The organism is Daejeonella sp. AP26, assembly GCF_056680515.1.
Genome location: NZ_CM155286.1, coordinates 4,557,473 through 4,574,407 on the forward strand (window position 1 = coordinate 4,557,473; position 16,935 = coordinate 4,574,407).

At 40.3% G+C, this 16,935-nt stretch carries 18 protein-coding genes; 12 read left to right on the forward strand and 6 right to left on the reverse strand.

Going from position 1 to position 16,935, the window contains the following annotated elements:
- Positions 1-7 precede the first annotated feature (7 nt).
- From ytxJ to AC1MCB_RS19420, 4 genes are all read right to left on the reverse strand, one after another.
- Complete coding sequence (gene ytxJ / locus AC1MCB_RS19405) at positions 8-343, reverse strand: bacillithiol system redox-active protein YtxJ (RefSeq protein WP_479966379.1); 336 nt, start codon at positions 341-343, stop codon at positions 8-10.
- Positions 340-1,077, reverse strand: coding sequence for a hypothetical protein (locus AC1MCB_RS19410; RefSeq protein WP_479966380.1), 738 nt, complete (start codon positions 1,075-1,077; stop codon positions 340-342). Before AC1MCB_RS19410 ends, ytxJ begins: the two co-directional genes overlap by 4 nt.
- A gap of 458 nt (positions 1,078-1,535) precedes the next feature.
- The gene (ribH, locus tag AC1MCB_RS19415; protein ID WP_479966381.1) at positions 1,536-2,030 is read right to left on the reverse strand and encodes a 6,7-dimethyl-8-ribityllumazine synthase; all 495 of its coding nucleotides are present in this window, start codon (positions 2,028-2,030) and stop codon (positions 1,536-1,538) included.
- Positions 2,031-2,095: 65 nt separating this feature from the next.
- Positions 2,096-2,776 (reverse strand): tetratricopeptide repeat protein, encoded by a 681-nt coding sequence (locus tag AC1MCB_RS19420; RefSeq protein WP_479966382.1) that lies wholly within the window; start codon positions 2,774-2,776, stop codon positions 2,096-2,098.
- Between the two features lie 131 nt (positions 2,777-2,907).
- On the opposite strand from AC1MCB_RS19420, the gene recF reads away from it, so the two are divergent.
- The gene (gene recF / locus AC1MCB_RS19425) at positions 2,908-4,038 is read left to right on the forward strand and encodes a DNA replication/repair protein RecF (protein WP_479966383.1); all 1,131 of its coding nucleotides are present in this window, start codon (positions 2,908-2,910) and stop codon (positions 4,036-4,038) included.
- 102 nt (positions 4,039-4,140) lie between these two features.
- Positions 4,141-4,431: a DciA family protein gene (locus AC1MCB_RS19430; protein WP_479966384.1), complete on the forward strand. Its 291-nt coding sequence runs from the start codon at positions 4,141-4,143 to the stop codon at positions 4,429-4,431.
- Here AC1MCB_RS19430 and AC1MCB_RS19435 read toward each other — a convergent pair whose 3' ends face one another.
- Together AC1MCB_RS19435 and AC1MCB_RS19440 are read right to left on the reverse strand one after the other, a co-directional pair.
- Positions 4,432-4,626 carry a hypothetical protein gene (locus AC1MCB_RS19435; protein WP_479966385.1) on the reverse strand — a complete coding sequence of 65 codons (195 nt, stop codon included), beginning with the start codon at positions 4,624-4,626 and terminating at the stop codon, positions 4,432-4,434.
- 105 nt (positions 4,627-4,731) lie between these two features.
- A complete protein-coding gene (locus tag AC1MCB_RS19440; RefSeq protein ID WP_479968762.1) occupies positions 4,732-5,151 on the reverse strand; it encodes a nucleoside-diphosphate kinase in 420 nt (139 codons plus the stop codon).
- Between the two features lie 120 nt (positions 5,152-5,271).
- Here AC1MCB_RS19440 and AC1MCB_RS19445 point away from each other — a divergent pair, with 120 nt between their 5' ends.
- The 10 genes from AC1MCB_RS19445 (at position 5,272) to AC1MCB_RS19490 (ending at position 16,933) form a co-directional block, all read left to right on the forward strand.
- On the forward strand, positions 5,272-6,282 hold the full coding sequence (locus AC1MCB_RS19445; protein WP_479966386.1) for a DHH family phosphoesterase: 1,011 nt from the start codon (positions 5,272-5,274) through the stop codon (positions 6,280-6,282).
- An 80-nt stretch (positions 6,283-6,362) separates the two neighbouring features.
- A complete protein-coding gene (locus AC1MCB_RS19450; protein ID WP_479966387.1) occupies positions 6,363-7,316 on the forward strand; it encodes an FKBP-type peptidyl-prolyl cis-trans isomerase in 954 nt (317 codons plus the stop codon).
- Between the two features lie 583 nt (positions 7,317-7,899).
- Positions 7,900-8,688 (forward strand): TatD family hydrolase, encoded by a 789-nt coding sequence (locus tag AC1MCB_RS19455; protein WP_479966388.1) that lies wholly within the window; start codon positions 7,900-7,902, stop codon positions 8,686-8,688.
- A 20-nt stretch (positions 8,689-8,708) separates the two neighbouring features.
- Positions 8,709-9,728 (forward strand): asparaginase, encoded by a 1,020-nt coding sequence (locus AC1MCB_RS19460; protein WP_479966389.1) that lies wholly within the window; start codon positions 8,709-8,711, stop codon positions 9,726-9,728.
- A 489-nt stretch (positions 9,729-10,217) separates the two neighbouring features.
- Positions 10,218-11,000: a polysaccharide biosynthesis/export family protein gene (locus tag AC1MCB_RS19465; RefSeq protein ID WP_479966390.1), complete on the forward strand. Its 783-nt coding sequence runs from the start codon at positions 10,218-10,220 to the stop codon at positions 10,998-11,000.
- Positions 11,001-11,064: 64 nt separating this feature from the next.
- On the forward strand, positions 11,065-11,553 hold the full coding sequence (gene nusG / locus AC1MCB_RS19470) for a transcription termination/antitermination protein NusG (RefSeq protein ID WP_479966391.1): 489 nt from the start codon (positions 11,065-11,067) through the stop codon (positions 11,551-11,553).
- Positions 11,554-11,588: 35 nt separating this feature from the next.
- Positions 11,589-13,925 (forward strand): GumC family protein, encoded by a 2,337-nt coding sequence (locus tag AC1MCB_RS19475; protein ID WP_479966392.1) that lies wholly within the window; start codon positions 11,589-11,591, stop codon positions 13,923-13,925.
- Positions 13,926-14,263: 338 nt separating this feature from the next.
- On the forward strand, positions 14,264-15,316 hold the full coding sequence (locus AC1MCB_RS19480; RefSeq protein WP_479966393.1) for a Gfo/Idh/MocA family protein: 1,053 nt from the start codon (positions 14,264-14,266) through the stop codon (positions 15,314-15,316).
- 1 nt (position 15,317) lies between these two features.
- On the forward strand, positions 15,318-15,806 hold the full coding sequence (locus tag AC1MCB_RS19485; protein WP_479966394.1) for an acyltransferase: 489 nt from the start codon (positions 15,318-15,320) through the stop codon (positions 15,804-15,806).
- 8 nt (positions 15,807-15,814) lie between these two features.
- Positions 15,815-16,933 (forward strand): DegT/DnrJ/EryC1/StrS family aminotransferase, encoded by a 1,119-nt coding sequence (locus tag AC1MCB_RS19490; RefSeq protein ID WP_479966395.1) that lies wholly within the window; start codon positions 15,815-15,817, stop codon positions 16,931-16,933.
- Positions 16,934-16,935: the final 2 nt, after the last annotated feature.

Sequence of the window (16,935 nt, forward strand, 5' to 3'; positions counted from 1 at the left end):
TTGACTGTTAAGCTAAGCTAATTTGTTCAGCTGTTTCTTCAGCTGAGATCTCACCATGTGAGCTTTCATAGATACATTCACCGTCTTTAATCAGCAACAGTTGAGGTGATTCGTGATGTACGTCGAATATATCAGCTATAGAATTTGAGATTTCACGATAGCGGATAAGATCAAGAAAAAAGAGGTTTGTATTTTCGGGTAAAGCATCCCAGTCCAGTTCAAATCTTTTCTTAGCCATCATACTGATAGAGCAGCGGGTGCTATGCTTAAATATGAGCGAGTACTGGTTGCTTAATTTAATTTCTTGTAACTGTTCCTTGGTTTCTAAGAGAGTCCACTTCATTTTTTAGTAAATTTTTCTGGTTCCACACTAATCAATACACTAGCAACCGGAAAAGTAATAGCGTTGTTTTCATTGATATTTTCTTTCCGGGTTGATAACTTAAGCCCGCCACCCAGATCCTTGTATTTTGTCCAGTTAAATATGCCCGGTTCGTTCTTGCCCTGCAATAAAAATTTCCAGCGTTTGATCACACCTGTTTCCGAATCGACATACAACCAGTACTGATCGCCTGGCGTGATGCCTACCTTGTCGAAATTAAGATGCAGCACGTCGCACAAGGTTCCTTCAATATCTTCCTGACTGTCGAGGGTAACCGATACACCCGGATCTTCCAATTTTAGTGGTGCCAGGAGCCAGTAAGAATCATTGATGAAATGCCCGTAAGCTTTTTTTATCTCAACTGTATTTAAAGAATCGGAGACTGATTTCCCATTAATAAAAGATTTTCCTTTCTGATTGTTGACATTGAAAAGGACTAATACTGTCTGATTTTCAGCGGTCTTTGATTCGAACCGATAGTCACCGGTGTACCGGTCCCATAGATGGCTGCGTCTAAATACAGTCTTCCCGTTCTTTTCCGGTGCGAAAACAAAGGTAAGGAAGCGGGAGTTCTTCCAGGTTTTTTCACCACCGGCAGCATTCCACACTTTGTCAATGACATCTTCTTTAGTTTGACCGGTTACGCATCCCGATAAGACTGAGATAATGGAAATAACAAAACAAATCTTTTTCATTGTCAAATTTGCTTTAAGGTAACTACCAGTTGAGGTGTCCCGGACACTTTTTGTAAACTGAAGGTAAAACTTCCGGAAACAGATCTAACGAATTAAATCAATCATATGAAGCATCTGCCGGGTTGCCCGAGTATTTAAGATGGTTAAGGAATTCAATTGAAATAAAAACAATTAACGATCGTCTGGCTGAAAAGACGATCATGAAATTTTTCATCTGCCTCTGGATTGGGAACACTTATCTGCAAGCCGTTCTTTATAGAAATCCGAAGTCCGGCATTCTAAGTTAAGATTTACGGTTGTTGGGATATGAACCATATGCCGGACAGAGCTTAGAAGAGCAAGATTCTAAGACAGTTGTTGCTATAAGCAAGGCAAGAATTCCGAATACCAATCTTTTCATAATGATTTGCAGTTTTATAAAACTAATTTTTTTTTAGGGATTATCCAACACTAAAACGCTACACAACCAGGCTATGTTGAATATAGGCCATCTTGATTGCAGTCACTGCCGCTTCCTCGCCTTTATTACCATGCCGACCACCTGCTCTGTCAACTGCCTGTTGTAGGTTATCGGTCGTTAATACGCCAAATATTACCGGTTTGTTGTGTTTAATTGAAACATTCGAAATTCCGTTAGCCACTGCATCGCAAATAAAATCAAAATGCCGGGTTTCCCCTTGTATAACGCAGCCCAGGCAAATAACTGCATTATAATTTTTCGACGTTAAAAGCATGTCTGCTGCTGACGTCAATTCATAACTGCCCGGAACTTGCAGCGTGACAATATTCTCCTCCTGAGCCTCGTGCTTAAGCAGTGTATCATATGCCCCGCGGTACAACGCGCCGGTTACATCTTCATTCCATTGAGATACAACTATGGCAAAACGGAATGTCTTTGCTGAAGGAATCTCCAGATTCGAGAAATCTGATAAATTTTTAAGGTGTGTGGCCATGGCTTAAAATAATAAATGGCTGCCAGATATCCGGGCAACCATTTTAAATCGTCGAATGTTTTTATTTACTGACGTGCTTGCGCCCGCGCAATATAAGTATCGATAACTGTTGCTTCCTGACTTTCAGGATAATCAGTCTTAATCTTTTGATAAGCATCTTCTGCAGATTTGAATTCCTTCTGCTCTTCGTACACGAGGCCTAACTTTTTTAGATATATAGGAGAGGTAAATCCATTCTTTCCTTTATCAGCTGCTTTTTTGTAATAAGTAATGGCTTGGCCATAATCTTTTAATTCACTGTAGCCATCACCCAGCATGCCTAATACCAGGGGATCGATCACCGGGCTTCCTGTACTGCTGTATTCGCCTAAAGCATCTACCGCTTTTTGGAATTCACCTTTTTTCAAATATAAACCACCTAAATAAGCATTGGCAATATTAGCTGACTTCGTATTAGAATACTCATTGGCAATAGTTTCAAAGCCAGGATAAGAACCGTCGCCTTTTATAGCTTTGTCAGTCAGAGAATCGCTTGAAGCATACTGCTCAGCTCTGAACATTTCATTTGCTGCTTTTTCAGCTCTTGGCGCCAGGTAAAATTTTTGGTAACCAAAATATAATAAAATAAGTGCTACGATAGCTCCGCCAATAACCGCTAAGCTTTTAGCATTTTCCTGCATGAACTTACCAGATGTTGCAAGTGGAGTCTGAGTTTCCAGCAGAGTTTCTTTTTGTTGTTTTGACATTTGTGTTAAAAAATTGAAGATTGCAAAAATACATTTTTAGTGCTAAGTATCAACTTATAATTGGTATATGCTGTTAATTCTTTTTATGCTTAGCTAAACGGGCTTAAAAACACTAAATTTGCTTCCCTGTCATGTGGCTTCAAAAATTGTCTATTTTAAACTTTAAGAACTATTCTGAAGCAGAATTAAACTTTTCCGCAGCGGTAAACGCCTTTACCGGTAATAACGGAGCAGGCAAAACCAATCTGCTTGACGCCATCCACTACCTCTCACTTTGCAAAAGTTACTTTAACCCCATTGACGGTCAGCAGATCAGGCATAACCACGACTTTTTTTTGGTGCAGGGGATCTTCGACCGCGACAAACAGGATGAAGTTATCTCTTGTGGTTTAAAGCGAGGGCAGAAGAAACAGTTTAAGCGCAACAAAAAAGAATATCAGCGATTGGCTGACCACATTGGCCTTTTTCCGCTGGTGATGATCTCACCTAACGACATCAGCATTATAATTGAAGGTAGCGAAGAGCGTCGGAGATTTATTGATAATGCAATCTCACAAACGGATCACGCTTACCTCGACGAACTCATCTTATATAACCGGAATCTTCAAACCCGGAATGCCTTGTTAAAGCAAATCGCAGTGTCTGGCAAGTATGATCCGGAATTATTGGATATCTATGATTCGCAGCTGGTACTATCAGGAAACCGGATATTTGCCAAACGCTGTGCGTTCATGGGGGCCTTTACAAAGATATTTAATCAGCATTATCGCTATTTAAGTGAAGACGCAGAAAGTGTAGAGCTGGTATACGAATCGCCATTAATAAAGTCTGATTTTGCTGAACTGCTTAAGCAAACGCTAGAAAAAGATCGCATTCTGGAACGCACTACTGTAGGGATCCATAAGGATGACCTTGTATTTAGTATTGGTGGAATGCCCTTAAAAAAGTTTGGTTCTCAAGGGCAGCAAAAGTCATTTCTTATCGCTTTAAAGCTTGCGCAATATACTTTTTTGCAGAAACAAAAGGGTTTTAAGCCTTTACTGCTGCTCGATGATATTTTCGATAAGTTGGATGAAAACCGAACACGAAAGCTGATGAAGATGGTTTCCGACAAAGATTTCGGACAGATCTTTATTACCGATACCAGTCGCAAACGCATTGAAAGTATATTTAATCAGATTGACTGTCCCGTCAAAATCTTCGATATAGAGAAGGGTGAAGTGGAATCAAATAAAGAACAAGGAGTAAGGATCAAGGAATAAAAGAGTAGAAAGCGCGAATCTTTTAACTCTGCCCTTTAATCCATATCTCATTCTTTATCTTTGTTCTTTGCTCCTTACTCCTTAATCTGACTACTATCCTCCATGGGCCGCACAAACGATAAACCGATAAAAGATGCAATTGAACAAATGCTGAAAGTTTACAAGCTTAAGCGGAAGTTTGACGAAACCTCGCTGGTGGTCGCCTGGCCAGAAATGATGGGCATGGCCATAGCTAACCGTACCAAGGATATCTTTATCCGCGACCGAAAGTTGTTTGTTCGGATAGAATCAGCGGTAATAAAGAATGAATTGGTTATGATGCGCTCAAACATCATTGATAAGATGAACGAAAAAGCCGGAAGCCCGGTAATTGACGAGATTATATTTCTCTAATCATCGCTGAGCACGTTCCGAATAATTTTTCACCATCAGGTAATACAGAACAGTCAGAAAGAAAGCAATCGCGAAAGCTTTCAGAAAAAACAAGTAGTCAACATTAGTGTCAAATCCTGCCAGGTATGATATACCTGCCGGCACTATCAGCATCACCAAAAAGAATATAAAATAACGGCGCTGAAGGATTTTCATTACAACTAATGGAATTGGAGTATTTAGATAATATGCTGAAACAACCCTCTCAATTAAGAGAGGGTTATTCTAGAAGCCCTCTCCATAGCAGAGGGTAAGGGGAGGTTAGAAGCGCTCAAATGCCGAAAAGAAGAAATTTCCTTCTATTTGGGCATTTTCGTCAGAATCCGAACCGTGAATTGCATTAGCATCAATTGATTTCGCGTATTTATTACGGATAGTACCTGCGTCAGCTTTCAAAGGGTCGGTTGCACCAATGAGGGTACGGAAATCTTCAATTGCATTTTCTTTTTCTAAGATAGCTGCTACAATTGGTCCTGAAGACATAAAGCTCACAAGATCATTGTAAAAAGGACGCTCAGCGTGTACTTCGTAAAACTCGCCTGCTTTTGCATTGCTCAAGCTGGTAAGTTTTAAGGCTACGATTTTGAACCCCCCTTTAATAATATCGTCTAAGATTGCTCCGGTGTGGCCGTTTGCTACTGCATCAGGCTTAATCATGGTAAAAGTTCTGTTTGTTGCCATTTTATGTTTTTTCAAAAATCGCTGCAAAACTACTGTTAATAAACCACATGCAAAAGCATTTCTAAAATCAGCACTTGTCACATCAGTTATTTTAATAGCTTTGCATTTCTTTTAAATTGCATGTTAGAATTAGCCCAGCTCAAAGAACTTTTAAACGAACCACGTCATATAGTTATAACCACCCATCATAAACCTGATGGAGATGCGATGGGCTCATCCCTGGGTTTATATAACTATCTGATTCAGAAGGGTCACCAGGTGCGGGTAATCACACCGACAGACTATCCTACATTCCTTCAATGGATGCCTAATAATCCGGAGGTAATTATTTATACTGAAAAACCAAGTGAATCCGAAGTGTTAGTCGCCGCTGCTGATATTATTTTCTGCCTCGACTTTAATGCGCTTTCGCGGATCAATGAACTGGGCGAATTTGTTCGTCAGTCCAAGGCTGTAAAGGTGATGATTGATCATCATCTGGAGCCTGAAGGGTTCGATGATTTTCGTCACTGGTCAATAAACGCCTGTGCAAGTGCTCAGCTTGTATATGATTTTATTGTAAACCTGATGGGCGAGAAGCATTTGATCAATAAAGACGTAGCGACCTGTTTGTATACCGGCATTATGACAGATTCCGGGTCATTCCGTTTTCCAAACACCACCGCCGAGGTGCACCATATTGTTGCCGATCTGATTACCTGCGGGGCAGAGAATTCGCGGATCCATCAAATGGTTTATGATAACTTTTCAGAGAACAGGCTGCGGTTTCTTGGTCACTGCCTGATTAATAAGCTTGAAGTTTTCACGGAGTACAACGCCGCCTTGATTACAGTCACAAAAGAAGATCTCAAAAACTTTCAAATCACAACCGGAGATACTGAAGGCGTTGTTAATTACGCTCTTTCCATCAACGGGATTAAATTAGCTGCCTTAATTGTTGAACGCAAAGATCGCGTAAAGCTTTCCCTGCGTTCTACAGGCGATTTTCCGGCGAATGAGATTTGTAAGAAATATTTTAATGGTGGCGGCCATCGTAATGCAGCTGGCGGATTTTCAGACGAGAGTCTGGATCAGACAGTAGAAAAGTTCAAAACAATCTTACCAGAATACAAAACATTATTAGTTCAATAGTTAAATTTTAATAATAAACCGGCGAAACCAGTATATTGGGACCGTGAAAAGCGGAAAAGCGCTAAAAATTAAATAAGAAAATGAAAAAAATAGTAATCATTTTAGGGGTTGCAGTACTGGGATTATCCAGCTGTAAGCAGTATGAAAAAGGTGAGGGAGATATGATGTATAAACTTCACGAGGATAAAAGTGGGGAAACTATTAAAGACGGAGACTTTGTAGCGTTTAATGCAACGGAGAAAACTGAAGGTGACTCTGTATTATACAGCTCATACGATTATGACCGTCCGTCTTTACTGATCAAAGAGAAATCGTTATTCAAAGGAGACCTTTTTGGAGCTTTAGCTTTGTTAAGCGAAGGTGATAGTGCAACATTTAAAATCAACATCGACTCGATGGTGACTAAAATGGGACGTCCAAAACCGGCTGACACCACTTCAAAATACCTGATCTATACAATCAAGGTTGATAAGGTTATTCCAAAAGGAAAACTTACTGACAGTGTTTTTCGCACCCAAATTGACGGATACCTGAAGACTGAGATGGACAAAGCCAAAAATGGCGAAGCTTCTAAATTCAACGCATATGTTGCTAAAGAAAGTAAGAAGCCAACTGTTACTACCTCTGGCCTAAACTATGTGGTTACTAAAGAAGGCGCCGGTGCAAAAGCGGCCCCTGGTGACACTGTTTTGGTTAATTACACCGGACGTTTTCTAACAGGTAAAGTTTTTGATACCAGTGTTCTGGAAGTCGCCAAAAAAGAAGGAACATTTAATGCGCAGCGCCCCTACGAGCCGTTAAAAATGCCTGTAGGCATGAATGGTTCTATACCGGGGTTTGAAGAAGGCCTGATGCTATTCCCACAGGGAACGAAGGCTAAACTGATCTTACCTTCTAAATTAGCTTATGGCGAACAAGGAAGCCAGGGTATCGCTCCATACACGCCATTAGTGTTTGAGATCGACATCGTAAAGATCATTCCCGCTAAAGGTGGAGCAGCTCCGGCAAGCCCATCAGCAGTCCCGGTTAGATAATTTTTTTAAAGCAAATTAAGCTAAAGCCGCCCCGAACATAGTTCGGGGCGGCTTTTTTTGTGTTTTAAGATCACCTTACTGATTATTCTGGATGGGTCTTTTAGTGTAAGGAGTATTCTAATTTTTTGCCAGCCCCGGCGGCTTAATTTAAATTAGAAACTTCCTGCTTTAAGGCTGATATTATTTGCTATACGCACACGCTGGGCGGAGATTTATCTTTTGGTTGCACAGGCCTCTATCAACCTCATTGCTGATTTTATTTGCAACTCTCAGCTTTTTTTTGCTTGGTTAAAAGAGCTTCAAACCTGCTTTACCCATCATCGGCTCTGTTCTCGGTTTCTTAGGGGTTTCCTAGGGGTTTGCTAGGGGTTTCCTAGTAGTCTGCTAGTAGTATATTACTAGCCAACCTCTATGAACCCTTAATGAAAAATCAATTGAGATATAATTAGAAACATTGTCGACATGGCTAAGATAGGCCCTTGCTATTTCGAGATCATTACCCTGCCCTTCCATTATCTAAGGACTTCTTATCAATAACTGAAATCCCATTCATCTGAGTTCTCTTTTTTGTAGTTTTAGCGACATGATCTTAACAGATACCCATACCCATTTATATTACGAAGTTGAGCCGCAAAAGAGAAAGGAACTAATGCAAAGGTGTTTGGACAGCAATGTTCAAAGGCTGTTCTTGCCCAATGTTAATACTGCTACTATTCCCCTGGTTAATGGCCTTTGCGCTGATTTTCCAGATTATTGCTTTCCAATGCTTGGGCTGCATCCCTGCGATGTGAAGCCGTTTGCTGACGGTGATACGATGGCCTATCAGGATGAACTGGGTGCGATCAGAACTGCAATAGACCGTCAAAAGTTTTATGCAATTGGCGAAATTGGGATCGATCTGTATTGGGATAAAACTACACTACCTATTCAGCAGGAAGCTTTTATCAAGCAGATTGGCTGGGCAAAAGAATTGGATCTTCCCATTGTAATCCACTGTCGCGATGCCTTTGACGAGATCTTTGAGATTATTGAGCATGAGAAGGATCAAAAGCTTCGGGGAATTTTCCATTGTTTCACCGGATCTGCAGAGCAAGCTCAAAAGGTAATCGATTTGGGTTTTTTGTTGGGCATTGGTGGGGTAGTCACCTATAAGAACTCAGGTTTGGATAAAGTGGTTGCTGAAATAGACCTGGAAAATATGGTTCTTGAAACCGATTCGCCTTACCTAACTCCGGTGCCTTACAGGGGTAAGCCAAATGAAAGCAGTTACCTCGTTTATATTGCTCAAAAGGTTGCCGACTTAAAGTTAACATCTATCGAAGAGGTAGCACGCATCACTACCGAAAATTCAAAACGCCTATTCGGCACTTAAACCTTAAGCAGAACTCTTTGATGACCAGGATACTCATTATCTATACAGGCGGAACTATTGGGATGATCAATGATCCCGAAACCGGTGTTCTTATGCCTTTCAATTTCGAGCAAATTACTGACAACGTTCCTGAACTTAGACGTCTTGACTTTAAATTGACTGTACATTCTTTCGACCCCCTCATTGATTCATCGAATATGGATCCGGAAATATGGATAGGTATCGCAAAGTTGATTGAGAAAGAGTATGAGCAATTTGATGGATTTGTCGTTCTGCATGGTTCTGATACGATGGCGTTTACTGCCTCAGCCCTCAGTTTCATGCTTGAAGGGCTGCAGAAGCCTGTGGTATTAACGGGATCTCAACTGCCCATCAATGAAATACGGACTGACGCAAAAGAAAATTTAATTACTGCTCTTCAGATTGCTGCAGCAAAGCAAGATGGCAAGTCAACGGTACCTGAAGTTTCTATATATTTTGACTACCAGCTGTTCCGCGGTAACCGTACCATTAAGTATAATTCCACTAATTTTGACGCTTTTCGGTCGCCTAATTATCCCAAACTTGCTGAAGCCGGCGTATACCTGAAATTTAATGATAAAGTAATCTTCCCTTCACCAAAGGAAAATTTAAAGGTACACACCTGTATGGATCGTTCAATCGCTGTGCTTAAATTATATCCCGGCATTGGTATTCAGATTGTAGAAGCTATTCTGACTTCAGATTGCAAGGCGGTCATCATGGAGACATTTGGTGCCGGAAACACCTCTACTAAGCCATGGTTTATACGGTTGCTCAGACAGGCGATTGACTCAGGCAGAATACTGCTTGACATTTCTCAGTGCCCGGTCGGCTCTGTAGAGCTCGGGAGGTATCAGACCAGTAAGGAACTCAAGGATATGGGTGTGATAAGTGGCTACGATATGACTTTTGAAGCTGCGGTAACTAAACTTATGTTTCTGCTGGGTGCCAATAAGTCGCGAGAGGAAATAAACGGGCTATTGGAAACCGACTTAAGAGGTGAACTCACAATGATGTAAAATTAACAGTGTTTGGACTACTTAAGTCCGGCTGATTAAACTCTACAAAAGAGCAATAGGAAATATCGCTCCCTCCTGAAATTGTCACGGCCTTAATTGTGAAAAGTTCACCACGATAAATCTACACCCCTCCTTCACACTTTGCATACTAATTTGTTTTTGCATCATAGTAAATGAGAAAACCCTTTACACCTGGGGAAAATATTGCACAATTCACAAATAACCAATTTGCTCACGCTAATTTTATCTAAATTTAAATTAATAGAAGTTATTAATATTTATTATTAGGATTTTTTCTATTCTTGATTTAGTTAAAAAGAGCTATTTATTTACTCTTTTGCCACTTTACTCTACTAGCCGATACTTTCATAACTGTTATTCTAATACTTGGTTTGTGACTGAGGGCGGCGAAGCCGTTGGTATTGGTCAATAACGTGTTGATGTAGAAAGGTACATGACAACCAAGCCTGTAACTAACTATTAAGGGATATGAAGAACTTATTTTATTTAAGCGCCATCCGATATAGAGTATTTAGAACCTTAACAATATTAGCCTTTCTTTCCGTGGGATTAATTAGCTGTAATAGTTATAAAAAGGTCCTCTATTTTCAAGATTTAGATAAATCATCTATACATAAAGAGGTGATAAACAATTATGCTCCGCTTGCTATTCAGACAGAGGATATCCTTGAAATTAATGTTTCAAGCTTAAGCCCTGAAGCGTCAGCGATTTTCTCATTCTCGAGCTCAGGCGGAACAGGTGGGTTAAGTACGGGATCTCAGTATCTGGTAGACCATTCCGGTGCAATTAATTTCCCCATGTTGGGTTCCCTTAAGGTTGCCGGTTCAACTACCGCTGAACTCAGAGAACAACTACGTACGAAACTACTTAGCTATCTGAAAGAACCCATTGTAAATATAAGGATCCTGAATTTTAAAATTTCGGTGATCGGCGATGTGGTAAATCCTGGAGTGTATAACGTTGCTAATGAGAAAATAACGATTCCTGAAGTGTTGAGTATGGCGGGAGATTTACAGCTCACTGCTAAAAGGAATAACGTTTTGTTAGTGAGGGAACAAGATGGTAACAGGCAATTTATCCCAATCGATTTAACCAAAAATGTTTTTCAGTCTCCCTACTATTATCTAAAAAACAATGATTTGATTTATGTACAACCTGATAGAAGTAAAATAGGTGCTACCTCGAAGACATTTAACATAGTAGCATCTGTCATATCTATCACAGCTATCGTTATTCAGCTTCTTAGATAGATCTGTTATATGTAAATCATATAAAGGGGTTAACCTTTAACTCTTATAGTAAGCCAAAGATATTATGGATTTAAAATGGTATGCCGTTTATACAAAACCACGTTGGGAAAAAAAGGTAGCAGACCTTTTATCCAGAACCGATGTGGAGTATTACTGCCCGCTTAATAAGGTTTTGAAACAATGGAGTGACAGGAAGAAGGTGGTTGAAGAGCCGCTGTTCACCTCATATGTCTTTGTAAAAGTCAACACTAAATTGCAAACGAACGTCCGACAAATAGATGGAGTAGTGAATTTCGTTTATTGGCTGGGAAGGCCTGCGATTATACGGGATGAAGATATCGAACTGATCAAACGCTTTTTAAATGAATATACTAATGTCAGAATAGAGCGAACACAGGTTAATGTCAATGATAGGGTGCGGATCTTAAATGGGCCATTTATGGAGTTTGAGGCCAAAGTAATTAAGGTAAATAGCAGGACAGTAAGGGTAATTCTCCCTTCACTGGGCTACTCCATGATCGCAGAAAAGGAAAATGTAAAAGTGATTTCATAACAAACTGTTCCCATAGTTATCTAACAAGTACCATTATGAATATTGATAAAATACCATACTCAGATTTTGAAGAGTATCGTGAAGATATCAAGCCGGTGAATATTCGGGAAAAGCTAAGCAAAATGTTATTTCACTGGCCTTTGTTTGCTTTAAGCATTAGTATTTGTTTGACCTTGGCTTTCATATACCTTAAGCTGTCCAACCCTATATATTCTGTAAAAGCTAAGTTATTGATTAAGGATGGAGCAAATACAGAAAGTACGCTGTCAGAACGTGACCTTTTTAAAGGTTCGAAGATGATAGAGAATGAGATGGAAATCCTAAAATCGAAGACTTTAATGGAACAGGTGGTTAGAGATCTGCAGTTATGGACAACTTATAATATCGTTAGTGAATTCCGCATAAAAGATATTTATGGTGCAACCCCTGTTCGTTTCAACTTAGTTAATCCCTCCGAACCCCTCACCGGGCAAACAATAGAAATTACCATAATAGATGAAAATTCATTTTATCTGAAGCAACCACATTCTAAAGTTAAATATCCGTTTACGTCTCAACTCAAAAACCGGTTTGGCGTCTGGCAATTGCATCGGACTCCTGAGTTGAAGAATTATATAGGAAGTACTATTCGCATTACGCTTAATGATCCGATAGCTGTTACCCACAGTTACCTTGGAGCTGTAAATGCTGAGCTATCCAGGGAACAATCTACGGTGGTGGCTTTGAGCATCCGGGACTTGATTCTTAAGAGGGCTGAGGATGTATTGAATCGTTTAATTGTGGTATACAATAATGCTGCGATAACCGATAAGAATAGGGTTGCTGCCAGCACCCTGCGATTTATTGAAGACCGGTTGGCCTCCATCACAGGCGAATTGGTGTCAGTTGAGAAAGATGTGGAAGGTTATAAAAGCAGCAGAGGGTTGACCGATATTTCTTCTAAGTCAGCGATTTATTTAGATAATGTACAAGCAAATGATGCTAAGATAAACGAGGTCAAATTACAGTTTCAAGTTATTAATGAAATTGAACGATATATCAAATCTTCTGATAATTCTGAGATGGCTCCAGCTACGGTTGGAATAACAGATCCAATTTTGCTCAACCTGATTGATAAGCTGATGGGTCTGGAGTCTCAAAAGGATAAATTGCTCGCAACCGTTCCGGAAGGCAACCCTATATTTCAACCTATTAATAGACAAATAAATAGTACAAAGAAAGCTATCGAAGAAAATATCAGGGGTATTAAAAGTTCACTGAGAGTTACTCAAAATCAATTAAATAATTTCAATTCAAGCTTTAAAGCATCCATTCGGGAAATCCCCGGCCAGGAGCGTGAATACATTAGCATCAAGAGGCAGCAAAGTATAAAGGAAGACCTTTATATTTATTTATTGCAAAAGAGGGAGGAAGCGGCTGTCAGTTATGCATCAACAATCTCAGAGAATCGAATTGTAGACTCTGCCTACTCTGTGGGACAAGAAGGGGTAAACAGACCTTACACCTATGCACTCGCATTGATTCTTGGATTGATATTGCCAGCGTCATTTATCTATGCCCGGGAGGCTCTTAATAATAGAGTTGTTAGCAGGAAGGAAATTCAATCTTCTGTCTCTGTGCCGATCCTGGGTGAACTCTCATTTCAAAAAACTATTGGTAAGATCGTTACCCAGGATGCTCCTGGTAAACTAATAACGGAACAGTTCAGGTCGCTACGTACAAACCTAACTTATGCCCATGGCAAAAGGGAAGGTGGAAGAATCACGTTATTGACCTCGGGTATGCCGGGTGAAGGAAAAAGTTTCGTTACCAGTAACCTTGGGTTAGCGCTTGCCAACGCTGGACGTAAAACTATTATTCTCGAACTTGATTTTAGAAAGCCGGCGATAATGAAGTCTTTTAACCTCAGCAATTCAACCGGTTTAAGTGATTACTTAATTGGAAGTGCTTCAAAAGAAGAAATCATTCAACCCTCTGGGGTGTCACCAAACCTTTTCATAATCGGTACAGGTCCTCTTCCCCCAAACCCGTCAGAACTGCTTGAAGAGTTGGGAATGGAAGAATTAATCAGTTGGTTACGATTAAATTTTGATGAAATTTTAATTGATACACCACCTATTCTGGTTGTCACAGATGCCATGGTAGTTGCTCGCTTTAGTGATGTGAACCTGTATGTGATTCGTCAGCGATATACTTATAAATCCCAATTGGAGTCAGTAAATCAGCTTTGGAAAGAACACAAGCTACAAAAGATGAATATTGTTTTCAACGGTGTTGAAAGCGCTGGAGCCACATACGACTATGGATATTATACCAGGGAAGAAACCGTTGGGATAGGTGAAGGTCTCCAAAAATTTTTGAAAAGGTTTTAAGAGCCTTAATGCTTGTTTAAGATGGTGGACGACATCTGATTCTCCAGTTAAAAAATTGATATGCCTCCTATTGGCCTGCTCGATTATATAGATAAGGAAATTAAGAAGCCCGTTTGATGGACAAAAAAGACGGGTTGCCGGACCGTGCTACTTTTTATATCTATAACGATTCAACCAGTAATTGAAATATTACAAAAACAACTAAAATTTCAAGAATAAGAAAACTTATTCAATCTCCTGAACGCGGGACCTCAAAAACTCTAGGTTCGTCTTCACTCCACCGCTGCATTGTCCCAAGACCGTAACTTTTGTATTACTGACTTATAAAACATAGGTGTATGATCAATATCGGAATTATAGGCTATGGCTATTGGGGCCCTAACCTGGTTAGAAACTTTTTTGCAGTGAACGACTGCTGCATAAAGTCTGTTGCGGATGGGAGACCTGAGCGCTTAGCTGTGTTATATAAGAATTTCCCGGGCATAGCAGGAGTGAAAGATGCTGATGATATCATATATGATCCTGATATCGACGCTATTATTATTGCTACCCCCGTATCTGGCCATTTTCATTTAGCGAAACAAGCGCTTTTGGAAGGAAAGCACGTGCTAGTAGAGAAGCCAATGACCGCTTCAGTACTTGAAGCTGAAATCCTGATTGATCTTGCCGAAAAAAAAGGGCTATTATTAATGGTTGATCATACCTTCCTTTATACCGGGGCGGTGGAGAAGATGAAGTCCTTAATAGAATGTCGCGAGCTGGGAAATGTCAAGTATCTGGATTCTACTAGGATCAATTTAGGCCTATTTCAAAATGATGTAAATGTTCTGTGGGATCTGGCTCCGCATGACATTTCTATACTTAGTTACCTCATTGGAGAACAGCCGTATAGTGTTAACGCAACGGGAATTACCCATACCCATAACTCAATTGAGAACATAGCCTATTTAACCGTTAATTATAACTCAGGATTTATTGCGCATTTCAATTGCTCCTGGACGAGCCCGGTTAAGGTACGAATGATGCTGATAGGCGGGGATGAAAGAATGATCCTATATAATGATCTGGAGCCCACCGAGAAAATTAAAGTATATGATACTTGCTACGTTCAAACAACTGACGAGGATAAGAAGAATGTCATGGTCGACTATCGTACCGGGGATATTCATGTTCCGAAAGTAAGTACCACAGAAGCGCTTTTAGGGATGGTTAATGACTTTATTACCTGTATCAAAGAGGGAAGTCAACCCAGATCTTCAAGCCAACTCGGTTTAGATGTGGTGAACATCCTGGAAGCCTCTAATCACTCTATAAAACATAACGGTTGCGAAGTTTTATTACGCTGCCCTGTTAAGCTTAAACAACCAGAGAAAGAAGCCTTAATAAATTGACATGGAGACTATCACGATAAATACCGGAGAGCAATGCTTAAAAGACGTTACCATCGGGCAAGATGTACAGATATTCAATTTCGTAAATGCTTATGGTTGCACTATTGGTGATGGTTCCAAAATCGGGAGTTTTGTAGAAATACAGAAAGGCGCAACCATAGGAAGACATTGTAAAATTTCAAGTCATTCATTTATATGCGAAGGGGTGCATATTGCCGATAACGTATTTATTGGTCATAATGTCACTTTCATTAATGACAAATATCCAAGGGCAACAGCTGAAAATGGAAATCTTCAGACAGACAATGACTGGGTCTGCATTGAAACTCATGTGGAGCAAGGCGCTTCTATTGGCTCCAGTGTAACTATTCTTTGTGGTATACGCATTGGCGAAAGGGCGATAATTGGCGCCGGTTCTGTTGTGACTCGAAGTGTACCGGCCGATTCAGTTGTTGCCGGTAACCCTGCGCGGATTATGAAGAAAAATTGAACTCCAAGATGATGATAAATTTAGAGTTGCAAGACAAAATTTGCTGTCTGGACCTTAAGGGGCAGCATGAGCAAATTAAGAATGAGGTGTTCAGTATTTTTGAGCAGGTATATGATAACGCGGCATTTTCAGGAGGGCCGTTTGTCGAAGAGTTTGAAAAAAACTTTGCTGTTTTTTGCGACACTCAGTATGCTGTAAGCGTAAATAATGGCACTTCGGCGTTGCATCTGGCCATGCTGGCATTAGGCATCGGAGCCGGTGATGAAGTAATTGTTCCTGCTAATACCTTTATTGCAACCGCGTGGAGTGTATCATACACAGGAGCAGTACCTGTGTTCGTGGATTGTACGGCCGATACGTGGCAAATTGACGTTGAAAAAATAGAATCCAGAATTACCGCAAAGACCAAGGCAGTGATCGGCGTGCATCTTTATGGACAACCTTTTGATGTGGATGCGTTAACCAGGCTTTGCAGTAAACACCAGCTTTTTCTGATTGAAGATGCTGCCCAGGCTCAAGGCGCGGAGTACAGGGGCAAACGAGTAGGAGGTTTTGGGGAGATGGCTTGCTTTAGCTTTTATCCTGGCAAAAATCTGGGAGCTTGTGGAGAAGCCGGTGGAATTACCACCAATTTTGAGCCTTACTACGATCATTTGAAGAGTTTAAGAAATCACGGATCAAACGTTCGTTATTTTCACAATGAGATTGGATTCAATATGCGAATGGGCGGATTGGAGGCGGGTTCCTTAACTGTAAAATTAAAATACATCGACGAATGGAATGACCGCAGAAAACGTATAGCAAAAAAATATCAACAGCAAATAGTAAATCCTCAGATTCAGTTACAGAAACAACCGGAGTGGGCAGATTCAATTTATCACTTATTTGTAATAACCACTGCGGATAGGAGCGCGCTGCTTCAATACCTCAATGACCATCAAATATTTCCAGGGTTGCATTATCCGGTTCCATGTCACTTACAAAAAGCGTATCAAAATCTTGGCTATCAGGAAGGAGACCTTCCCAATTCGGAATACCTGGCTAATCACTGTTTATCGTTACCCATGTATGCTGAACTGCCGGATAAAAATGTTGATTTTGTTATTGACGTTCTAAACCGATATTAATC